The sequence below is a fragment of the Ammoniphilus resinae genome (assembly GCF_017873965.1).
In the GTDB taxonomy this organism is placed as follows: Bacteria; Bacillota; Bacilli; order Aneurinibacillales; family RAOX-1; genus Ammoniphilus_A; species Ammoniphilus_A resinae.
The window spans coordinates 123955-143249 of sequence record NZ_JAGGKT010000006.1 but is presented as its reverse complement, the minus strand read 5'-3'; the positions used below and the strand labels follow the sequence as shown (position 1 = coordinate 143249).

The 19295-nt window shown below is 44.5% G+C and carries 22 protein-coding genes and 1 riboswitch; of the genes, 1 reads left to right on the top strand and 21 read right to left on the bottom strand.

What is annotated here, in order from left to right:
• Positions 1-17: 17 nt before the first annotated feature.
• From J2Z37_RS11945 to metG, 8 genes are all read right to left on the bottom strand, one after another.
• A complete protein-coding gene (locus tag J2Z37_RS11945) occupies positions 18-200 on the bottom strand; it encodes a small, acid-soluble spore protein, alpha/beta type (RefSeq protein ID WP_209810484.1) in 183 nt (60 codons plus the stop codon).
• Positions 201-283: 83 nt separating this feature from the next.
• The gene (gene veg / locus J2Z37_RS11940; protein WP_209810483.1) at positions 284-559 is read right to left on the bottom strand and encodes a biofilm formation stimulator Veg; all 276 of its coding nucleotides are present in this window, start codon (positions 557-559) and stop codon (positions 284-286) included.
• A gap of 158 nt (positions 560-717) precedes the next feature.
• Positions 718-1614: a sporulation peptidase YabG gene (yabG, locus tag J2Z37_RS11935; RefSeq protein WP_209810482.1), complete on the bottom strand. Its 897-nt coding sequence runs from the start codon at positions 1612-1614 to the stop codon at positions 718-720.
• 41 nt (positions 1615-1655) lie between these two features.
• Positions 1656-2534 (bottom strand): 16S rRNA (adenine(1518)-N(6)/adenine(1519)-N(6))-dimethyltransferase RsmA, encoded by an 879-nt coding sequence (gene rsmA / locus J2Z37_RS11930; protein WP_209810481.1) that lies wholly within the window; start codon positions 2532-2534, stop codon positions 1656-1658.
• Positions 2531-3082 (bottom strand): ribonuclease M5, encoded by a 552-nt coding sequence (rnmV, locus tag J2Z37_RS11925; protein WP_245203755.1) that lies wholly within the window; start codon positions 3080-3082, stop codon positions 2531-2533. The genes rsmA and rnmV overlap by 4 nt, the downstream gene beginning before the upstream one ends.
• Positions 3083-3161: 79 nt before the next feature.
• Complete coding sequence (locus J2Z37_RS11920; RefSeq protein WP_209810480.1) at positions 3162-4181, bottom strand: resuscitation-promoting factor; 1020 nt, start codon at positions 4179-4181, stop codon at positions 3162-3164.
• Between the two features lie 136 nt (positions 4182-4317).
• Positions 4318-5088 (bottom strand): TatD family hydrolase, encoded by a 771-nt coding sequence (locus J2Z37_RS11915; RefSeq protein WP_245203754.1) that lies wholly within the window; start codon positions 5086-5088, stop codon positions 4318-4320.
• Positions 5089-5337: 249 nt separating this feature from the next.
• On the bottom strand, positions 5338-7320 hold the full coding sequence (metG, locus tag J2Z37_RS11910) for a methionine--tRNA ligase (RefSeq protein ID WP_209810478.1): 1983 nt from the start codon (positions 7318-7320) through the stop codon (positions 5338-5340).
• A gap of 439 nt (positions 7321-7759) precedes the next feature.
• Here metG and J2Z37_RS11905 point away from each other — a divergent pair, with 439 nt between their 5' ends.
• Positions 7760-8020: an AbrB/MazE/SpoVT family DNA-binding domain-containing protein gene (locus J2Z37_RS11905; protein WP_209810477.1), complete on the top strand. Its 261-nt coding sequence runs from the start codon at positions 7760-7762 to the stop codon at positions 8018-8020.
• Between the two features lie 42 nt (positions 8021-8062).
• Here J2Z37_RS11905 and rsmI read toward each other — a convergent pair whose 3' ends face one another.
• From rsmI to J2Z37_RS11840, 13 genes are all read right to left on the bottom strand, one after another.
• Positions 8063-8944 (bottom strand): 16S rRNA (cytidine(1402)-2'-O)-methyltransferase, encoded by an 882-nt coding sequence (gene rsmI, locus J2Z37_RS11900; RefSeq protein WP_209810476.1) that lies wholly within the window; start codon positions 8942-8944, stop codon positions 8063-8065.
• A 1-nt stretch (position 8945) separates the two neighbouring features.
• On the bottom strand, positions 8946-9701 hold the full coding sequence (locus J2Z37_RS11895; RefSeq protein ID WP_209810475.1) for a tRNA1(Val) (adenine(37)-N6)-methyltransferase: 756 nt from the start codon (positions 9699-9701) through the stop codon (positions 8946-8948).
• 144 nt (positions 9702-9845) lie between these two features.
• A complete protein-coding gene (locus tag J2Z37_RS11890) occupies positions 9846-10781 on the bottom strand; it encodes an ABC transporter permease (RefSeq protein WP_245203752.1) in 936 nt (311 codons plus the stop codon).
• Positions 10778-11584, bottom strand: coding sequence for an ABC transporter ATP-binding protein (locus J2Z37_RS11885; protein ID WP_209810474.1), 807 nt, complete (start codon positions 11582-11584; stop codon positions 10778-10780). Before J2Z37_RS11885 ends, J2Z37_RS11890 begins: the two co-directional genes overlap by 4 nt.
• Positions 11585-11596: 12 nt before the next feature.
• Positions 11597-12715: an ABC transporter substrate-binding protein gene (locus J2Z37_RS11880; protein ID WP_209810473.1), complete on the bottom strand. Its 1119-nt coding sequence runs from the start codon at positions 12713-12715 to the stop codon at positions 11597-11599.
• 15 nt (positions 12716-12730) lie between these two features.
• Positions 12731-13228 carry a TlpA family protein disulfide reductase gene (locus J2Z37_RS11875; protein WP_209810472.1) on the bottom strand — a complete coding sequence of 166 codons (498 nt, stop codon included), beginning with the start codon at positions 13226-13228 and terminating at the stop codon, positions 12731-12733.
• The gene (locus J2Z37_RS11870) at positions 13225-13896 is read right to left on the bottom strand and encodes a 3-oxoacid CoA-transferase subunit B (RefSeq protein ID WP_209810471.1); all 672 of its coding nucleotides are present in this window, start codon (positions 13894-13896) and stop codon (positions 13225-13227) included. The genes J2Z37_RS11875 and J2Z37_RS11870 overlap by 4 nt, the downstream gene beginning before the upstream one ends.
• Positions 13893-14552, bottom strand: coding sequence for a CoA transferase subunit A (locus J2Z37_RS11865; RefSeq protein ID WP_209810470.1), 660 nt, complete (start codon positions 14550-14552; stop codon positions 13893-13895). The genes J2Z37_RS11870 and J2Z37_RS11865 overlap by 4 nt, the downstream gene beginning before the upstream one ends.
• A 169-nt stretch (positions 14553-14721) precedes the next feature.
• Positions 14722-14830, bottom strand: a riboswitch (SAM riboswitch).
• Positions 14831-14906: 76 nt separating this feature from the next.
• Positions 14907-15260: a DNA replication initiation control protein YabA gene (gene yabA / locus J2Z37_RS11860; RefSeq protein ID WP_209810469.1), complete on the bottom strand. Its 354-nt coding sequence runs from the start codon at positions 15258-15260 to the stop codon at positions 14907-14909.
• 20 nt (positions 15261-15280) lie between these two features.
• Positions 15281-16093: a PSP1 domain-containing protein gene (locus tag J2Z37_RS11855; protein WP_209810468.1), complete on the bottom strand. Its 813-nt coding sequence runs from the start codon at positions 16091-16093 to the stop codon at positions 15281-15283.
• Between the two features lie 2 nt (positions 16094-16095).
• Positions 16096-17118, bottom strand: coding sequence for a DNA polymerase III subunit delta' (holB, locus tag J2Z37_RS11850; RefSeq protein WP_342453817.1), 1023 nt, complete (start codon positions 17116-17118; stop codon positions 16096-16098).
• 64 nt (positions 17119-17182) lie between these two features.
• Positions 17183-17815, bottom strand: coding sequence for a dTMP kinase (tmk, locus tag J2Z37_RS11845; protein WP_209810467.1), 633 nt, complete (start codon positions 17813-17815; stop codon positions 17183-17185).
• Positions 17805-19241, bottom strand: a complete 1437-nt coding sequence (locus J2Z37_RS11840; RefSeq protein WP_245203751.1) for an aminotransferase class I/II-fold pyridoxal phosphate-dependent enzyme — start codon at positions 19239-19241, stop codon at positions 17805-17807. The genes tmk and J2Z37_RS11840 overlap by 11 nt, the downstream gene beginning before the upstream one ends.
• Positions 19242-19295: the final 54 nt, after the last annotated feature.

The window sequence follows — 19295 nt, the reverse complement described above, 5'->3', positions numbered from 1 at the left end:
TCCAGTTAGGGAATGGCCTATTTATTCGTTTGGTTGGCTAGAGTCTGCTCTGCAATTTCGATGGCTCGCTTTACCAGGTTTCCGGCGTCACGAGTCGTGATTCCACCCCAACCATCCTTTTGCACCGTATCATAGATGCCAAGGTCCTTCGCGAGTTCCATTTTAAATTGCTCTGACATGATTCCCCGTCTACGACTCATAATGGCCTCCTTCAAAAATTTGTCATCCCCCTGTTTGGTAGTATGCTCTGTTCGGAAAATAAAAAACAGCAGAACCTAATGTTCTACTGTTCAAGGCTTATTCGAATCTGTTCCTGCTCAGATGGACAAACTGTTAACATGACGGTTTCTGTCAAAATATCGGCATAACTGTAGGAAACTCGTTCAAAAGAATGACGTTCCTCATCTAGCTTGACAATAAAAACGGATGGATAGGTCTGCTCCAAAATCCCTGATCTCTCGACAGTTTTCCGGCGCCCTCCATTCGCTTTCAAAAGAATTCGCTCACCAAGGTGAGCATCCAACGTGCGTTTAATATCAATTAACGCATTTTTCGCCATAGTGTACGACCACCTCACTTATGTATGATTATATCACCCCACACTTATTATGTCAAACAAATTGATAATTATAGCAACTGGACAAAGGAATTGTCAATGAATATTGTTTTACAGGATTCTACAAAAAAATCGCTTCCCATGAAGAGAAGCGAAAAATGTCACATTTCGTTCGTCTTTAATTGTTCTGTCTTTGGCAATCCCAGCCTAAACAGTCCAAATGTTTCAATTCCCCCTAATCCATCCATCCCCGTAATGGTGTTCTTTGCTACTTCAAATACATTTACCGTTTCTCGAACCGAGGTAAAAGCAACTTTTTCCGCAATATATACAGGGTCTAGGGTGTGGATGTTGATCCGCTTCGGTGAACTAGCGAAATTAGCTCCAGCCTCAATCAGGCTTTCGAAATTGGATTGACAAGCTCCCGCAAAAATAATGAGGCGATCTTTATTCCGTTCATACCTTCTGGCTTCCTGAACGGCTTGCACGAAGTAACGAGAGTGACGATAAGAATCTAGGGAGGTGATATTGCCGCTCTGTTTCCTGTAGGCATCATGGCCCGTTAAAACCAGGATATCCGGTTGGTATTTGACAAGCAGTTTATATACATGCAAAGGCATTTCTGTTTCCGCAAGATGAAGGCCTGTGACCTTGATTCCCAGCTCTTGATACATCGAAATACATCGTTCCAAATATTTTCCATCCCCATCTAGATGTAGCACTTTTCCGGGAATCTCAAAAGACAAGGTGCTGGATTCGTCATCATCTCTTCCTGTATATCCAGCCTGCTGCCATATGTTTTTCTCCCGCATAAGGCGTCTTTCCTGATGAATCAGCTTTAAAGATTCCCGACTTTTAATTTCGCTCTTTTTTAGCTCCCGCTCCAATGTCTCACGGTCAATTTTGACCAGATCGTCAAGCGAGGCATCGGCCATCAAACGCACCTCAAGCCCCTGTAGAACAGCGGTCTGTTTGATCCTATTGACCGATACCACCGCAAAAAGAATATCGTTTCCGTACGACTTCCTCGTGACGATATCGCCTACTTTTATGGTCATAAAAACACCCTCCTCCAAGGTCAATATATGATCCCTGGGTATTAAGGGTGTAGTTGCTCTTTAGAAATTCGGTTGCTTAAACGTGCGAACTCTTCTAACCCCAGTGTTTCCCCTCTTCTTGCCGGGGCAATCCCGGTTTCTTCAAGGATCTGCAAAAGGGTCTCTCTTTGTTCCCGCCCGAATATGGAGGTCTGTAAATTATTAAAGATGGTTTTTCTCCTCTGTGCGAAGCTCGCTTTGATCACCTTGAACAGCATCTTCTGATCTACTACTTCAACTGGTGGTTTATCCCATACGCGGAGTTTTAACACGGCAGAATCTACATTCGGCTGAGGAATAAACACACTATGCGGTACAATCATTGCAATTTCCGGCTTTGCATAAAACTGTGTCATCGCGCTAAGTGCGCCGTATTCTTTGCCTCCTGGTGCAGCAGAGATGCGATCAGCCACTTCTTTTTGCATCATCACCACGATATTCTCAAGCGGCAGATGTTCCTCCAGAAGGCGCATTAAAATAGGGCTTGTCACATAGTAAGGAAGATTTGCTACGACACTGATTTTCTCATAGCCGGCAAACTGTTCTTTAATCAACTTTTGAAGATTGACCTTCAAAATATCCCCGTGAATGACTTCCACATGGGGATAAGGTTCTAGCGTATCCTTTAGGATGGGCAACAACCGTTGATCTAGCTCAACCGCAACAACCTTCCCAGCAGCTCGCGCCAAATGTTCGGTGAGGGCTCCAATCCCTGGGCCAATTTCCAGGACAGCCTTGGTTGAATCCAGTTCCGCTGCCTTTACAATGTTTTGCAAGATATTAATGTCAATCAAAAAGTTCTGCCCTAAACTCTTTTTAAAACTAAACCCGTATTTCTGCAGAATCTCCTTGGTTCTGGTAGGCGTAGCTATATCCTTCATGAACGATCTTCACCTCCAACTTGCTCAAGAGCAAGGAGAAATTCCCTTTTCGAAACTTGAAACATATTTAATCGCTTAAGAATTTGTTTTCCGTTAGCATAACCAATTCCCAAAATTTCACCCAGCTTCTCTCGCCGTTCACTTGCTCCATTTCCAGCAATGAGCCCAGCTTCCAGTAGATCCTCAAATCCAATGGCTTCTTCGGTTGGGTATTCAATCTCTGTCCGAACTTCCGCAAGGGCTTTTCGAATGACTTCATCGGTAGCGTTCTCCACCCCTAAATTACGCTTTCCTCTTCCTTCATCCCGAGTGATAAACGCGTGCTTGCATCCGGGTACAGCTTGACTTACGATGCGGCGAATCCGTTCCCCTTGAAAATCTGGATCGGTGAAAATAATGACTCCGCGCTTTTCTTGTGCTAACTTCACCTTTTTTATCACATGCGGGGGCACCGCGGAACCGCCTGTTTCAATGGTGTCCGCCTCTACGGCCCGCTTGATCGCTACCGTATCTGATTTGCCTTCTACGACTATCACTTCTTTGATCATAATTCCTCCTATGTTGGCATGCCTTCTCCTGTACGCGCAAAAAGCTGTGTTTCCTCCCTGGAAACACAGCATCCTACTATTAAGGCTTTGTCGGACCAATCACATAAACCTTGGAAGCCTTCTTGCGGCCAAAGTGAACAGCGTCCTGATCTTCACTAAAGTAGATATCAATTTTATTTCCTTTAATTGCACTGCCCGTATCCTCCGCCCTGCGGTATCCATACCCTTCGATATAAACCCAGTTCCCCATCGGGATGACATTCGGATCCACGGCAATGGAACGGCCTGCTGTCGCTACTCGGCCAGAAGCAGTAATCGCATTCTCTGGATCACCATTTGGCCCATATGCGGTTAGGGTCACGTTCTCTAATACTTTTCGTGCGGTGAAATCGGCTCCACTACGGGAAACTGTCACGAGTGCACCCACCCGAACGACTCGGTCTTGTGCTGGCGCAACCACCTTTGTCTCGGTGAGTTCCTTGGAAACCTCTTCTCCATTCTCATATACCACCTGATAACGTAGAAGAGCCTTCCCGTTCTTTCCTTCCTGGACTACCTTCTTTGATCCTTTGGTAAGCAAATAATCGGTCCGCTTCACCTCGTTAAAGGGAATCGACTTTTCCTTCTCCACCATCTTCTTTTCTATTCTATTCACCTTAATTTTTCCATTTGCCGATACTTCTTCATTTTCCGCAGGAAATACCTTATCCCACTTGCCCAACGAAACTTTTTGTTCGGCTAGAATCTCCCCGACCGTTTTTTTGTTCGTAACGACCGTCTGCGCTTTGTTTGCAATGGTAAGTGTCACTTGCCATTGATCGGTATAAGCAATATGTATGCCTTTTCTAATTTTCTCTTCTGTGGAAGGTGAAAGCTTGTCGTGCGCATCTAAATCAATGGACTGCTCATCTAAGAATTCTCCTACCGTTTTCGCCTTCGTCAAGATCGATTTAACTTCCCCATTAACAACAAACTGTACTTCTTTTGGCTGGCTTGCCTGATAAAACCAGACGCCCATCCCGGTGATGAAAAGTATGGATAGGATTCCAACAAGGTAAAGAAACTTCCGTGAAAAAAGAAAAGCTCTCTCTTGATCCATAGTCCTTTGGTCCTCCTCTTCAGTTGTGTTCATTTTATGGGACAACCCCTTGTTCTGTCAAACCAATTCGTTCTTGTTGATTCGACTAAAATGAACAACATAGCCCTAGTCTATGTCGAAAAGGAGGCAGGTAGAACTACTCTAGTCCAAAAAATTTCATCGCATTTTGGTAAGTTGATTCCGCCAATTCTTCTGCGTCCATGCCCCGCAGTTCGGCTATTGCCTCTGCAACATAGCGAACATATCCGCTCTCATTTCGCTTCCCCCGAAAAGGCTCTGGCGTTAGATACGGGCAGTCGGTTTCAATTAGCAGGCGGTCCAGAGGAATTTGTTTCACGATTTCCTTTGGTTTTTTTGCATTTTTAAAAGTGACAGGCCCGCCAAAGGAGATCATAAAATTCATTTCCATGCATTCCTTTGCCATTTCTAGACTGCCGGAAAAACAATGCATGATTCCGCCCACTTCCGAAGCGTTTTCCTCACGTAATATACTGACAATATCTTGATGGGCTTCTCGGTCATGGATAATAATGGGCAGTTTCAATTCTTTCGCTAGCGAAATTTGTCGACGGAAAATTTCTTGCTGCACCTCTTTTGGAGAGGTATCCCAATAATAATCCAGGCCAATTTCGCCGATGGCAACCACCTTTTCATGCTTGCTTAATTCCCTTAGCCAATCGAAATCCTCTTCAAGCATATCCTTGGCATCCTGTGGATGCCAGCCAACTGCCGTGTATATAAAATCGTATCTCTCAGCCAATTCTATCGAAGTAGGGATGGTCTCCCGGTTAAATCCAATATTAACAATCTTGGATACCCCGTTTTCTATCGCCCGTCTTATCACTTCGTCTTGATCATCTAAAAATTGCTCAGCATTAAGATGCGCATGTGTATCGAATAACTTCAAAACAAGCATCCCCCTTTGAACAAAAAATAGTGCTGCTTCCACCTGGACAGCACTATTCTTATTTTTTCCGCATAGGAAAGTTGAAGTTTAATATAAACGAGACTTTCCTATCGGCATGTCAACCTCTATTTCCATCTGTACTACGTCGAATTCACTCCATGCCCAGATGGGATTGTAGTCCCCGTAGGGGGAAAGCTTCCTCTAATGATGGATACCTCTTCTTCGAATTGGCTTCAATGGAAGCTTTACTTATTTTACCTTTGCTCCATTTGGCATTTCATCAGATACCATAATGACCTTCAGCATGTCCCCTTCAGAGGCCGATAACAGCATCCCATTAGACATTTCTCCACGAAGTTTAATCGGTTTCAGATTGGTTACACAAATCAGCTTTTTACCGATTAGCTCCTCTGGATTATAATATTTGGCAATTCCAGATAACACTTGTCGTTGCTCGTAGCCCAGATCGAGTTGGAATTTGAGCAGCTTATCCGCTTTTGGAATCCTTTCACAGTTGATAACCTGCGCTACGCGAAGTTCTACCTTGGCGAAATCCTCGATTCCAATTTCCTCAGTTTCTGGTTTATCTGGTACGACTATTTCCGCTTCTTTTTTCGACTTGTTTTCTTCTGCTTGCTTTCTTGCAGCAGCTGTAAACTCATCAATCGCCGCAATCTCCGCTTCTAATTCTAGTCTTGGGAAGAGCATCTCATCCTTTACAACGCGAACGCCGGATGGAAGGCCTCCCCATTCCTTGGCAGAATCCCAGGAAAGCACTTGATTATTGCCAGCGATACCCAAACGGGACCAAATCTTTTCCGGTGCCTTAGTCAAGAACGGTTGCAGCAATATGGAAGTGATCCGAATACTTTCAGCCAGGTTGTACAGGACAGTTCCTAACCTTTCCCGATTTTCTTCCGATTTCGCTAGGTTCCAAGGCATCGTTTCATCAATGTATTTATTGGTTTTTCCAACCAATTCCCAGAGATGTGTCAAAGCGTTGCCAAAACGCATTTCGTCCAAATGCTGTTCAACAAGGACCACGGTTTTGCCAGCTAGTTCCTGTAGAGCGGCGTCATATTCCCCTGGTGCAGTTGGCGCAGGGATGTTGCCGTCAAAATATTTTTCAATCATAGCCGTTGTGCGACTGACTAGGTTTCCTAAATCGTTGGCTAAGTCAAAGTTTAAGCGCTGGATAAAGGCTTCTGGTGTGAACACCCCGTCTTGTCCAAAGGCAATTTCTCTTAAAAGGAAGTAGCGGATGGAATCAGAACCATATCGATCAATTAAAAACTTGGGATCAATCACATTTCCTTTTGATTTCGACATTTTTCCGTCTGGCATGAGCAACCAGCCATGTCCAAAAACTTTCTTCGGCAGTTCCTCGCCAAGCGCCATCAAGATAATCGGCCAATAAATCGTATGGAAGCGAAGAATATCCTTTCCAATCAGGTGAACATCGGCAGGCCAGTACTTTTGGTACTTTTCATCATCATCTGATAGATAACCTAAGGCAGTAATGTAATTTGCCAGGGCGTCAATCCAAACATAAATCACATGTTCTGGATCGCTTGGAACCTTGATCCCCCAGTCAAAGGTTGTGCGAGACACACAAAGATCCTCGAGTCCCGGCTTCAAAAAGTTGTTCACCATCTCATTGCGTCTGGATTCCGGCTGAATAAACTCCGGATTTTCTTCTATATATTGCAAAAGCCGATCCTGGTATTTGGACATCCGGAAGAAGTAGCTTTTTTCCTTCACCAGATTGACTTCCCGATCACAATCAGGACAGACAAGTTTATCGCCTTTTTTTGCTTGCCGTTCTGTCCAAAAAGCTTCACATGGAACACAATAGTACCCCTCGTATTCACCAAGATAAATGTCACCCTGATCGACGAGCTTTTGAAAGATTTTCTGAACAATGACCTTATGTCTGTCCTGCGTTGTGCGAATGAAATCGTCATAAGAAATGTCTAGCTTCGCCCATAAATCTTGAATCCAATCCACAATCGGATCGATAAATTGCAAAGGGGTCAGGCCTTCTTCAGCCGCGCGTCGTTGAAGCTTTTGCCCGTGCTCATCTGTTCCTGTTAAGTAGTAGACATCATACCCTCTAAGCCGCTTATAGCGGGCCATTGCGTCCGCAGCAATAGTAGTATAGGCATTTCCAATATGTAGTTTATTGCTGGGATAATAAATAGGGGTGGTAATATAAAATGTTTTGTTCGCCACGGATCTCTTCCTCTCAATCGACCTTTTTTAACCTATTATCTCATTGTTGCCCAAAATATACAAAAGATAACTAGAGGATGTCAAGGATTGCAGGCAAGGTTATCGTTTCTAACAACATTCATGCATTTTTTGTCGAAACAGCTGATAAAAAGCCACATCTAATTCCCAGTAAAAAAATGCCATTTCCCCAATTTAAATTTATACTTTTCTATACCTGATTGTACGTGAAGATGGGGAAAATGCTGCTATAATAAGGTTTACTTCGCCTACCAATTAGAAATTCTTATTTTAAAATATCCATTTTATTGAAAAAAATGGTTGACTACATTTGGAAGTGTTGGTACTATGTTTATAAATAATATTTGTCGAATTTTGACGGAACGAACGTTGATTAAAACGTAGATAAAGAATGGGATATAAATTGGAGAGGGGCATTTTCATGTTAAAATCGACTGGGATTGTAAGGAAGGTAGACGAGCTTGGACGCGTTGTCATTCCGATTGAGCTACGCAGAACACTCGGAATTGGCGAGAAGGACGCACTTGAGATTTACGTGGACGGAGAGCGCATCATCTTAAAGAAATATGAACCAGCATGCATTTTCTGCGGGAGTGCAGAAGGCGTTTCCCATTTCAAGGGGAAAGTTGTATGTATGGATTGTATCTCACAAATGCCCGTCCCTGCCAAATCGATATTTTAAATAAGAAAACCGTCTGAGCGTTTACTGAGACGGTTTTTTTGTTTATTGATGATGGTATAAGTTGTAGATATCCCTTTTTTGAACCTGGCGATCCTCTGCCGTCTTTTTGATTGCTTCTTTCGAGGATAGCCCCTCCCTTATGTAGGTTTCGACATGCGTGATCACATCAAGGTTCATCCACCAGACTTCTTTTTCTTGCCCACTGGAGGGCTCTGTAGAACCTTCCACAATGACAGTGAATTCCCCTCGAATTTGCTCTTGATCCTCTAAATAATCGATAACTTCGGTAATGGTTCCGCGGATAAATTCTTCGTATTTCTTAGTTAGTTCCCGAGCGAGTACAATCTGCCGATCCCCTAGTTCTTCTTTTAAAGTAGGCAACATTTTGACGATCCGATGTGGCGCTTCATAGAAAAGCAAGGTTTCGGGATAGCCCTTGATTCGTTCTAATTCTTTTCTGAGCAGCTTTTTTTCCCGCGGCAAAAATCCGAGAAAGATAAACTGCGCAGTTGGCAAACCAGAAGCAATCAAAGCCGATAACGCAGCATTCGCTCCAGGGATCGGAATCACCGGAATCTGCAAGCTTGTGGCCTCCCGCACTAACTCATACCCTGGATCAGAAATGGCTGGCATCCCCGCGTCGCTGACTAACGCAATCTTTTTCCCTTCCTGAAGCCACTCGATAATCCCTTTTAAACTAGCCTCTTTGTTATGCTCATGATGGCTTATTAATTTGGCCTCAATCTCGAAGTGCGTAAGGAGCTTTCGTGTCTGTCTTGTATCTTCTGCCGCAATAATATCAACCATTTTTAAAGTATCCAGTGCCCTTACTGTTATATCTTGCAAATTCCCAATCGGGGTGGCCACCAAATAGAGCTCACCTTGCTCCTGCTGACTCCCGGAAAAGCTAGACTGAACAAACACCCTATTCCCCTCCCTTCTTGCTTCCAAAATAAACTTCCATTAATTCTTGGCTATAGGTCCCATCTGCGTCATAGACCAGGAGGGGAGGAAGCACCTTTAATTCAGGTTTCCCCTCTTTTATTCCTTCCACCAGCACCATATTGGCTTCAGCATTTGCTCTCGGATGAACAAAGCGCACCCTTTTTGGTTCTATTCGATATTTCTGCATCAGAAAAACTAATTCGCTAAATCGCGAAGGTCTATGGACAAGAGCTACTTTCCCCCCGAATTTGGTTAGGCTAGCGCTGACTCGTATCACATCCTCCAAGGTACAGTAGATTTCATGACGGGCGATCGCAAAGTGTTCGTTAACATTCCTTTCCCCAGTTTGTCCAATCATATAAGGAGGATTACATGTAACGACATCATATACACCATGCCCAAAATGGGGTGGGGCATCTTTCAAATCACCAAGATGGATTTCAATCTGTTCATTTAAATCGTTGAGTAGCACGTTCCGCTTAGCCATATCGAAAACCCTTGGCTGGATTTCTAAGGCATCCATTTTCGCCTTTGATCTCGTAGACATGAGCAAAGGGATAACCCCGTTACCTGTACAAAGATCCATAATCCGCCCCTTTTGGATCGGTAGGGATACGAATTGCGCTAACAAAACAGCATCCATAGAAAAAGAGAACACTTCTTTGCTTTGAATAATTTTTAAATGATGTTTTAACAAATCATCGATTCTTTCCGATGGTTGTAATGTGACTTCCACGCGTGCTGCACGACCTTTCCTTGCACCTTATTCCTATATATTACCCTAATGGTGGGGGTGTTGATAAGAAGGGAAAAGGGGGAAACAAAATTAAGCGGACCGTACCCCACCAAAAAAGGGACCCACCCAAGGTCCCTATATTCTTTATCTCTGCTTCCAGCGCAAGCAGTACCGCTCAATACGCTGCAGCAATGTCATTAAAATGGTGACGTAGAAGCCAATCACAATGATACCGACTACGACTCGGGAATAATCTCCAAAATCGGTAAAGTATTTCACGTAATATCCCAAACCAGCTGTTCCTCCAATTAATTCGGCAGCGGTTAAGAGGATAAAGGCAAATACAAGCCCCACAGTTGCCCCTGAGAAAATCCCTGGCAACGCGCCGGGAAATAATACTCTTCGGAACAGGGTCCAAGGGGATAATTGCAATGTTCGAGCTGAATCGATCAGGCGATGTTCGATCTGTCCTACGCCATTGATCGTGTTAATGAGAATTGGCCAGAAAGCCCCGAGAAAAATAACGAAAACCGACGACATAAAGAATGATGGCAAAATCGTAATCGCATAAGGGATATATACAATCGGAGGGATCGGACTGGCGATATTGGCTAGTGATTTGACTAATCCCTGTACCCTCTGATTTGAACCGGCAAGTAATCCAATAAACACCCCTAGAATAAGCGCGAATCCAAACCCCGTAATTAAAAGTTTAGTAGATGCTGCTATGTGTCCAAGCAACTCGACTCGGTCCGTCCATAAATTACCAAAAACGGTGCCTGGAGAAGGAAAGATAAAGGCATCGACCACACGCCACTTGGCTGTCATGGCCTCCCAGACAATTAAAACAACTGCGAAAACCGATGACACATCCGCTAATGCCTGTTTTTTCTGGTTCTTCTCCGGATTTTTGCTAAGCAATAGATAGCTCACTAGAAGCACCGCAATAACGGCCAGTACAAATATAAACAAAGAACCTGTCGGAGTTTCTTCGGAATTCGGGAAGAACTGCACGAAAATGGCAGCCAGTGCCCACAATACCAAAGAAACGACGGCACGTATTCCGATTCTAAAACTCATAATGAACTCACCTTCTCTTCCCATGCCTGTGTTTCTTCCCCATGTAAAAGGGTAAGAAGATGTGCCCGCAAATCCATGTATCTTGGTGACATAAATAAACTTTGACGAGAGCGCGGACGCGGAATAGAAACTGTGATGGTTTCTGAAACCCGTCCTGGATTTGGCGAAAACACAACGATCCGATCAGACAAAAGAATAGCTTCGTCAATATCATGGGTAACCATGACAATCGTCTTTTTCTTCTGCTGCTTACTCCACAAATCGACTAAGCAGTCCTGAAGGTTTGCCCTTACAGCTGCATCCACAGCACCAAAGGGTTCATCCATCAGAAACACCGGAGAATCCAAGGCGAACATTCTGGCCAGAGCAACCCGTTGTTGCATACCTCCGGAAAGTTGGGAAGGATATTTTTGATCTGCCTTATCTAATCCGACTAATTCTAGCAATTCCTTCGCTTTTTGTTTTAACTCCTGCTTTGGAACACCTTTGTTCACCTGTTCCAAAGCAAGTATGACGTTTTCTTGTGCAGTCATCCAAGGAAAGAGAGAGTAGCTTTGAAAAACTACTCCCCGATCCACCCCAGGTCCTGTGATTTCATTCTGTTCATATTCAATCTTTCCTGTTGTCGGGTGGAAAAGTCCGGCAAGCATATTGAGAACGGTACTTTTCCCACAACCGCTAGGCCCGATGAAGCAGACGATTTCACCTTCCTGAATGGTTAAATTAACACCTTGTACAGCAAGATGGGATTCCCTCGATCCTTTATATGTGTATGACACGTCCTGTATAGATAGAGTTCCCATGATAAAATCCCCCTAAGAATTTTGTTTCTTAAACAATTCTAAAGTCTTTTGGTAGAAAGCATCATCAGGATTTTTCTCCACTAAGGCATTCAATGCTTCCTCGTATAAAGCAGTATTGATATTTTTATCGATATTTTCTTCTGACTGAACGTAATCAATCTTCTTCATGCCTTCCCAATACTCTTCAACCCCATGCTTGTTCGGGTCAGCTGAAATTAATAGATCTCCGCCGTATGCATCTGCTTCAATGATTTTACGATCTGTTTTCACGTATTTCGCAATATGTTCAATGGTTTCTTCTTTATTTTCGTTGTAGAATTTCTCTGCGCGAAGTAGGGCTCTAAAGAAAGCTTTGTAGTCATCTTTTCTTTCTTTTAGATTTTCACTAAGCGCGACTTGACGGCAGCAAGGATGTCCTGGGAAATAATCATCCGTATATTTCACAACTTTTAACCCTTGTTCTTTCGCCATTTCCATGAATGGAGCCCATACGATCCCCGCATCGACGGCGCCTTTTTTCACTGATTGCAACACTTCTGCAGGGGAACCAAGTTCAACGATTTCTACATCCTTTTCAAGATCGATGCCGGCATCTACAAGACCTTTTCTCCATACGGCATCCCCATTGGAAAGTTTCACAGTCGCTACCTTTTTCCCTTTAAAGCCTTGTATATCTTGAAACTCATTTTCTAATTCAGGCTTAGCAATAATCCCATTTCCTTTTCCACCTGCACCGCCGATAATTGTTAAATCAGATGCACCTTTATCGATAAAGCTAAGTGGAGCTGCGGTTCCAAATGCTCCTACATCAAGCTTTCCAGCCTTAATGGCGTTAAGACCTTCACCAGAGTTTCCAAACGGAATTAACTCTGTGTTTAATCCCTCTTCTTTAAAATATCCCTCTTCCTGTGCTACGAAAAACAGCGTATCAATCGTTGCTGGCAGGTAACCGATTTTGAAATCTTGACCGGTTGTTGCAGCGGCCTCTGTTGCGCTGCTATCCCCAGTCGCTTCCGCTTTCGGCTGACCAGCAGCTGCCGGTTCAGAGGAAGAGCTGCACCCTGCAGCAACCACTAAACTTAGTACGCCTATACTAGCAATCCCCTTTTTTAACCAACTTCCCTTTTTCATCAAACAGCCTCCTCATTATTTCTCTATATTTTTTTCTATTTCACTTCTAAGTGCTTCCTCCGTTCCCGCGCCAACCATTCGTTTCAGAATCTTTCCTTCCGGACTAATCAGGTATAGCACAGGGAGTTCTCTTACTTGGTAGGAGTCTGCCACTTCTCCGAGTTTATCTAATGCAATCTTGTATTCTATCTGGTGATCCTCTACGAAGGCTTTTACATCTTTCATAATATCTTGAAAGCTAAGGTTCACTCCGATCACAGCAACCTGGTCTGGATACTCCGTTTGCAGTTTTTGTAAAATCGGCATTTCCGTCTTACAAGGACCACACCAGGAATTCCAAAAGCTGAGCAAAACCAATTTCCCTTCGTACTGCTGTAGACTTACCTCTTCGCCATTTAAATCCTTTAGGGTAAAAGCAGGGGCTTGTTGCTGCTCTGCATCATCTTTCGCTGCGACGCTGCATCCGCCGAGCACGAGGACGGTCAGTAGAAGGACCAGCCACCTTAATCTCATACCGCGCTTTTTGCCTCTTCTCTCTGCAGCTCGGCTGCAATTTGATAATCGGCTGCTGTTTTCTGTCTTACCTCATCAAGCGTTGCCCCTGGTTGCAATTCTGTTAGCCATAAACCATCTGGTCTCACTTCAAAGACGGCCAATTCCGTTACAATCATGCTCACACGTCCCTGAGCTGTAAGAGGAAGGGTACAATCTTTAAGAATCTTTGCTTCCCCTTTTTTCGTTGTATGCTCCATCGCTACGACCACACGCTTGGCACCTGCCACAAGATCCATCGCCCCGCCAATTCCAGGTGTGAACTTGCCAGGAATGCTCCAGCTTGCTAAATTACCATGCTGATCGACTTCCAAGGCACCCAATACAGTAATATCTACATGTCCTCCGCGAATGATTGCAAAAGATAAAGCTGTATCGAAGAATACTCCGCCTGGAAGGATTGTTACTGGATTTCCACCGGCATTAAAGAGATCTGGATCCACATGTTCTTCATCAGGAGAAGGTCCCATGCCGATCATTCCGTTTTCTGATTGGAGATATACCTGCACGTCTTCCGGTATGTAGTTCGCCACCAGGGTCGGTAAGCCAATCCCCAAATTTACCAAGTCACCATTTTTCAACTCCTTAGCAACTCTGCTAGCAATCAGGCCACGAATATCTGAACTCATAGGACAGCACTCCTTTCTTTTTGTACCAAATATTTCACGAAAACCCCTGGCGTATGAACCACATCTGGCTCAATCTCACCAATCTCCACAATTTCCTCTGCTTCAGCGATAACCAGGTCAGCGGCCATAGCCATGAGCGGGTTCCAGTTCTTTGTCGACTTTTTATGAAATAAGTTCCCTGCCTTATCGGCGATGCTTGCTTGAAGCAAGGCGATGTCTGCCCGAAGCGGCAGCTCAAGCAAGAAACGTTTGCCGTTCACTGTGATGACTTCCTTTCCCTCCTCGACAACCGTACCAACTCCGGTCGGCGTAAGGAATCCTCCCAAACCACTTCCACCGGCCCGGACCCGTTCGGCCAAAGTTCCTTGAGGAACGATCTCCACTTCAATTTCTTTCGCAGCTAGTAAGCGCTGGGTTTCCGGATTCGTACCAATATGGGAAGTGATCACTTTTTTCACTTGGCGATTGTGAATCAGTTTCCCGATTCCTTGATTCTCGTAGCATGTATCATTTGAAATAATCGTTAAATCTTTTACGTTATGTTGTACTAATGCGTCAATTAAAGTTTCCGGCGCATTCAAGAAACCTCCGACCATGATGGTTGCCCCGTTCGGGATCTTAGATATAATGTCTTTGGCCTCCACAATTGGTTTCATTGATCTCACACTCCATTTTTGCGCTTTTTTATTTATTACTTACCTTCCCCATAGGTTAACTCGGGATTATTCAGATAATGATTACGATTCTGACTCGATTCCTATTTTTGGGAAAATAAAAAACTTCTTCAATAAGAAGAAGTTTTATGCATATACAACATATCCCTTCGTCTTATCTTTCAGAACCTTGTTCTGCAGGAATTAGCACCTTTCAATCAAAAATGATTGACGGTTGCTGGGTTTCATAGGGCCAGTCCCTCCACCTCTCTAGATAAGCGACGAACAATATTTAATTTGTTAATGTTTTCTTGAGATAAATGGTACCACCTAAGCCTAGGTTTCGTCAACAAAAATTTATTTGTGCAGGAAGGCTAAGCAAAACAGACAGTCGCCTTCCTTCCGTAAACTTCCAAAATGTAAATTACAAATATGAAAACCTTCCTGATAAATCCGGGCCAAGTTGTCATAGCCTTCACCGATGGCCGCCTTGTTGGATTCCTCGGTTCTGTGTTCTGTATCCTTATCAGACTGAACTTCATTTCGTAATTGCTCCACTTGTAAACGCAGATGCTGATTCTCTATGGTGAGGTTCTTGTTTTCCTCCAGCAATTCCACTATTCTTTCTTTCAGACCACTGACTTCCTTGCACAATTTACCGATTTGATCCTCAATACTGGCTGCTTGTTGAAAAATTTTTCCTTGATCCATCTCCTCACCCACTCCGAATCCTAATTCACCTTCTCCATCTCCACAATTTCATCTAAGGAGAACTCCATCATACGCCCTGCTTCAGGTAAGTCGACCTGTACCAGACGTTCCAAAATATTAAGACCAACCACTCGCCCATTTCCCATCGGAGTATGAACCTGCCTTCCGATATCAGGCAGTTCATCTTTGGCGCTTTCGTAATTATCATTCTCATATTTCAGACAGCACATGAGCCGGCCGCATAATCCAGAAATCTTGACCGGATTCAACGACAGATTCTGATCCTTTGCCATCTTGATTGAGACCGGTTCAAAATCTCCAAGAAAGGTTGAACAGCACAGGATCCTTCCACAAGGCCCTATCCCACCGAGCATCTTAGCCTCATCGCGCACCCCAATCTGTCGAAGTTCAATCCGTGTGCGGAATACAGCTGCCAAATCCTTCACAAGCTCACGAAAATCCACTCTACCTTCGGCGGTGAAGTAAAAGATAATTTTATTCCGATCAAAAGTATATTCCACATCAACGAGCTTCATTTCCAACTGGTGTTCGGCAATCTTTTCCTGGCATAGCTTCAGTGCTTCAGTAGCCATACTTTTATTAACCTTTACCTGTTCCGTGTCCTCTTCTGTAGCCAATCGAATCACTTTCTTCAGAGGAAACACCACGTCGTTTTCCGTAACCTGCTTGCGTCCAATGACCATTTGCCCGTATTCAATCCCACGTGCCGTTTCCACGATGACATATCCCATTTTCTCCACGGGAAGATCACTAGGATCAAAATAATATATTTTTCCCGCTTTCTTAAAGCGTACACCTACGACTTCAACCAAATTCACACCTCCTGCAACTCAATAATCATTCTTTCCAGTGTCAATTGGGGATTGGCGTGACGGGCCAACCGATCCTTCGTTCCCATCACGATCTGTATAGCTCTAAGAAGCCAAGTTTTGCTGCATCTTAAAGCTTGGCGTCCCATCGCCTCCAATTGATCCAGATTGAGTATGTCTTGCTTTCGATCCATATGAAAGAACAAGATATCCCGCAACCAATATATATAGAGATCAAGCAGGTTCGAAATCCCTTGAGTCCCTTGATCATTCTTAACTATCTTCTCCTGTAAACCTACTAGAGCATGAGAACCCTTTTCTAGTACGTCTTCATTTAATTGTAACACTTGATTTCGAAATTGCGCAAACCATTCTGCCTGGCATAATTCCCTTGCTTGTCCTAAATCAGCCGTAATTTGACAGGCATTGCGTACAAGCGGCTCATATAGGCCTTCACTTTTCAGCAGACCTACCCTTTTTTCAAAAGGAAGTTCAGCAAAGTGCATTACCTGACATCTTGACAGAATGGTGGGAAGCATCTGGTGCGGATTTTCTGTTAAAAGGATCGCCGTGACCTCAGATCCTGGCTCTTCCAGAAATTTAAGCAGACTGTTCGCAGCTTGCACAGTCATTTTATCCGCATGATCCAGGATATAAACCTTCCTTTTGGATTCTACGGCTCGCAGAGAAAATTCCTTTTGCAGACCACGAATTTGATCAATTTTAATACTCGCCCCATCTGGTTCCACGAGGTGAAAATCGGGATGATTCCCTGAATTGATGCGCAAACAGTGATGGCATTGATCACAGCTATCCCCATCCTGCCTTAAACAGAGCAAGGACTTCCCCAATTGCATGGCAACCCTTCGCTTTCCAACTCCGCGCCCTCCGGCGAACAAATACGCATGGGCAACTCTATCATTTTTTATGCTTTGCCTAAGTATGGTTGCAATCCGTTGTTGATCAGAACATTCCTGCCAGCTCATGTTTTTCACCTGCAATCCTTTTTCGAAAATAGGTGTTTCCACCCTTTCATCTTACACTAGTTTGAGCGGAAAATCGCCTAGGGATTTTTCTAGTGGGAGTGCGAGATCACGTAAACAGCCGTTCCTTAATCGAGCTCATAGCCGCCTGAAACACATCCTCCACCGGCTGCGCGGCATCAATCAAAACAATTCGCTCAGGAAACCGCTCTAGCAGTTGCCTATATCCCTCACGAACGCGCTGATGAAAGTCAAGCTGCTCTAAATCCAGCCTGTTGACCTCACGGGCCCTATTCGCACGGATACGTGCCAATCCCACCTCTGGGGGAATATCAAAATACAAGGTCAAGGACGGCATACAAGCACCAATGGCAAACTGATTCAACGTCAAGATTTCCTCCATTCCAAGTCCACGAGCATAACCCTGGTATGCTAAGCTACTGTCTAAAAAGCGGTCACACAAGACCAACTTCCCCTCTTCCAAAGCGGGCATCACCTTTTCTACCAAGTGTTGTCGTCTCGCCGCGGCATAGAGCAAGGCCTCTGTTCTTTCGTCCATTTGGCGATGGCTCCGGTCAAGGATGACTGCACGGATCTTCTCGGCGATTTCCACTCCACCTGGCTCCCTCGTTTGAAGAACGGCATGACCCTTTTTCTCCAGATCATCTTTTAACCTTTCAATAATCGTAGTTTTTCCCGCACCTTCTCCGCCTTCAACAGTAATAAACAACCTATTCTTCATCGCTACCTCCCACAACTAAAACGGTCTGTAAGGTGGGATCCGAAATCCCATGCATCCGACAGCCTTGTTCTTTCAATTCTATCAAATAATCGATCGTTTCCCTGTCGATCCTCTCTCCAGGATTGACAACCGGAATCCCCGGTGGATAGGGGGCAATCATTTCTGCAGCAATTTTCCCTTCCGCCTGATAAAAAGGGATAGTGACCCTAGGACCGCGGTGAAACACCTCATGAGGGGTGAGGACGACCTGCTGGGAAAAGTGGACTTTATGAGCCCTCAAGGTATCATCCACAGGCAGCCCGCGATCCAGCGAAGATATTACTTCCAAGGTCCTCTTAATATCCTCTTCCTTTGTTTCAGCCGACAGGGCCAGAAGGACAAGACGTTCATCCGCCATTTCCGGATAAATTCCTCCCACTTCCAAATGCTCCTTCAGCCTAAATCCTGAACAAAGCGAAGCTCTAGTTTGCAAAGTCACCTTCAACGGGTCTAAAAAATCATAAACCCCTTCCCTCCCAACAGCAGACAGCCAAGGGATGCCTATATCCCGAACCCCCTGCCGCAAGCGCTTAGCCAGCAACAAACCCTCTCGAAACAATTCCTCTCCCCTCAGAGCCAGTTCATATCTTGCCCGGTCTAAAGAGGCCAGCAGAGGGTAAGAAGGGCTGCTCGATTGCACCATCGTTAAGACTTGGCGTAATCGTGTACGTTCGATTAAATCCCCCTGGATGTGCAGCATCGAAGACATCGTCATCGATGAAAGCATTTTATGTGTGGACTGCACAGCAGCATCTGCCCCACACTGCATCGCCGAAGGTGGGAGCCCTTCGGAAAATCCAAAGTGTGCCCCATGTGCTTCATCGACAAGCAGCGGCATCCCAGCCGAATGGCAGCATTCAGAGTAAGCCCGTAGGTCAAATCCCATCCCATAATAATTTGGATTACATAGAAATACCGCTTTTGCCTTTGGGTATTCCTTGATTTTCCGCTGTAATTCAACAAGCGATACACCAATTGCCTGCCCTGTCGCCAAATCCATTTCCGGCTTCAAGTAAATTGGCCTTGCTTGTGCCAAAATTAATCCATGGATAATCGATTTATGAACATTCCTTTGTACCAGAACAAGCTCTCCTGGTCGACATACGGTTAATAATAAAGCGAGGTTTCCGACCGTGCTCCCGCCAATTAAAAAAAAGCTCTCCTCCGCGCCAAACACTTCAGCAGCCAAACGCTGAGCCTCAAGGATTGCCTCTTCTGGATGATGTAGATCATCAAGACCTGGCAACTCGGTCACATCATAAGGCAAAATAGAAGAAAGAAAGGATCCCTGTCCTCTTCCTTTATGCCCCGGTACGTGGAATCTGACCGTGTTTTTTTCAGCATAACGAGACATGGCCTGTTCAATCGGAATTTGCTTTTGATCCATCTTTTCAACTCCCTGCCCATCCTTTGAACCAAATTATACGTTCTCTCCCGCAAA

Coding starts and splice junctions, on each gene's coding strand:
- J2Z37_RS11945 (WP_209810484.1), bottom strand. CDS start 200: ATGAGTCGTAGACGGGGAATCATGTCAGAGCAATTTAAAATGGAACTC.
- veg (WP_209810483.1), bottom strand. CDS start 559: ATGGCGAAAAATGCGTTAATTGATATTAAACGCACGTTGGATGCTCAC.
- yabG (WP_209810482.1), bottom strand. CDS start 1,614: ATGACCATAAAAGTAGGCGATATCGTCACGAGGAAGTCGTACGGAAAC.
- rsmA (WP_209810481.1), bottom strand. CDS start 2,534: ATGAAGGATATAGCTACGCCTACCAGAACCAAGGAGATTCTGCAGAAA.
- rnmV (WP_245203755.1), bottom strand. CDS start 3,082: ATGATCAAAGAAGTGATAGTCGTAGAAGGCAAATCAGATACGGTAGCG.
- J2Z37_RS11920 (WP_209810480.1), bottom strand. CDS start 4,181: ATGGATCAAGAGAGAGCTTTTCTTTTTTCACGGAAGTTTCTTTACCTT.
- J2Z37_RS11905 (WP_209810477.1), top strand. CDS start 7,760: ATGTTAAAATCGACTGGGATTGTAAGGAAGGTAGACGAGCTTGGACGC.
- J2Z37_RS11890 (WP_245203752.1), bottom strand. CDS start 10,781: ATGAGTTTTAGAATCGGAATACGTGCCGTCGTTTCTTTGGTATTGTGG.
- J2Z37_RS11885 (WP_209810474.1), bottom strand. CDS start 11,584: ATGGGAACTCTATCTATACAGGACGTGTCATACACATATAAAGGATCG.
- J2Z37_RS11880 (WP_209810473.1), bottom strand. CDS start 12,715: ATGAAAAAGGGAAGTTGGTTAAAAAAGGGGATTGCTAGTATAGGCGTA.
- J2Z37_RS11875 (WP_209810472.1), bottom strand. CDS start 13,228: ATGAGATTAAGGTGGCTGGTCCTTCTACTGACCGTCCTCGTGCTCGGC.
- J2Z37_RS11870 (WP_209810471.1), bottom strand. CDS start 13,896: ATGAGTTCAGATATTCGTGGCCTGATTGCTAGCAGAGTTGCTAAGGAG.
- J2Z37_RS11865 (WP_209810470.1), bottom strand. CDS start 14,552: ATGAAACCAATTGTGGAGGCCAAAGACATTATATCTAAGATCCCGAAC.
- yabA (WP_209810469.1), bottom strand. CDS start 15,260: ATGGATCAAGGAAAAATTTTTCAACAAGCAGCCAGTATTGAGGATCAA.
- tmk (WP_209810467.1), bottom strand. CDS start 17,815: ATGAAGAATAGGTTGTTTATTACTGTTGAAGGCGGAGAAGGTGCGGGA.
- J2Z37_RS11840 (WP_245203751.1), bottom strand. CDS start 19,241: ATGGATCAAAAGCAAATTCCGATTGAACAGGCCATGTCTCGTTATGCT.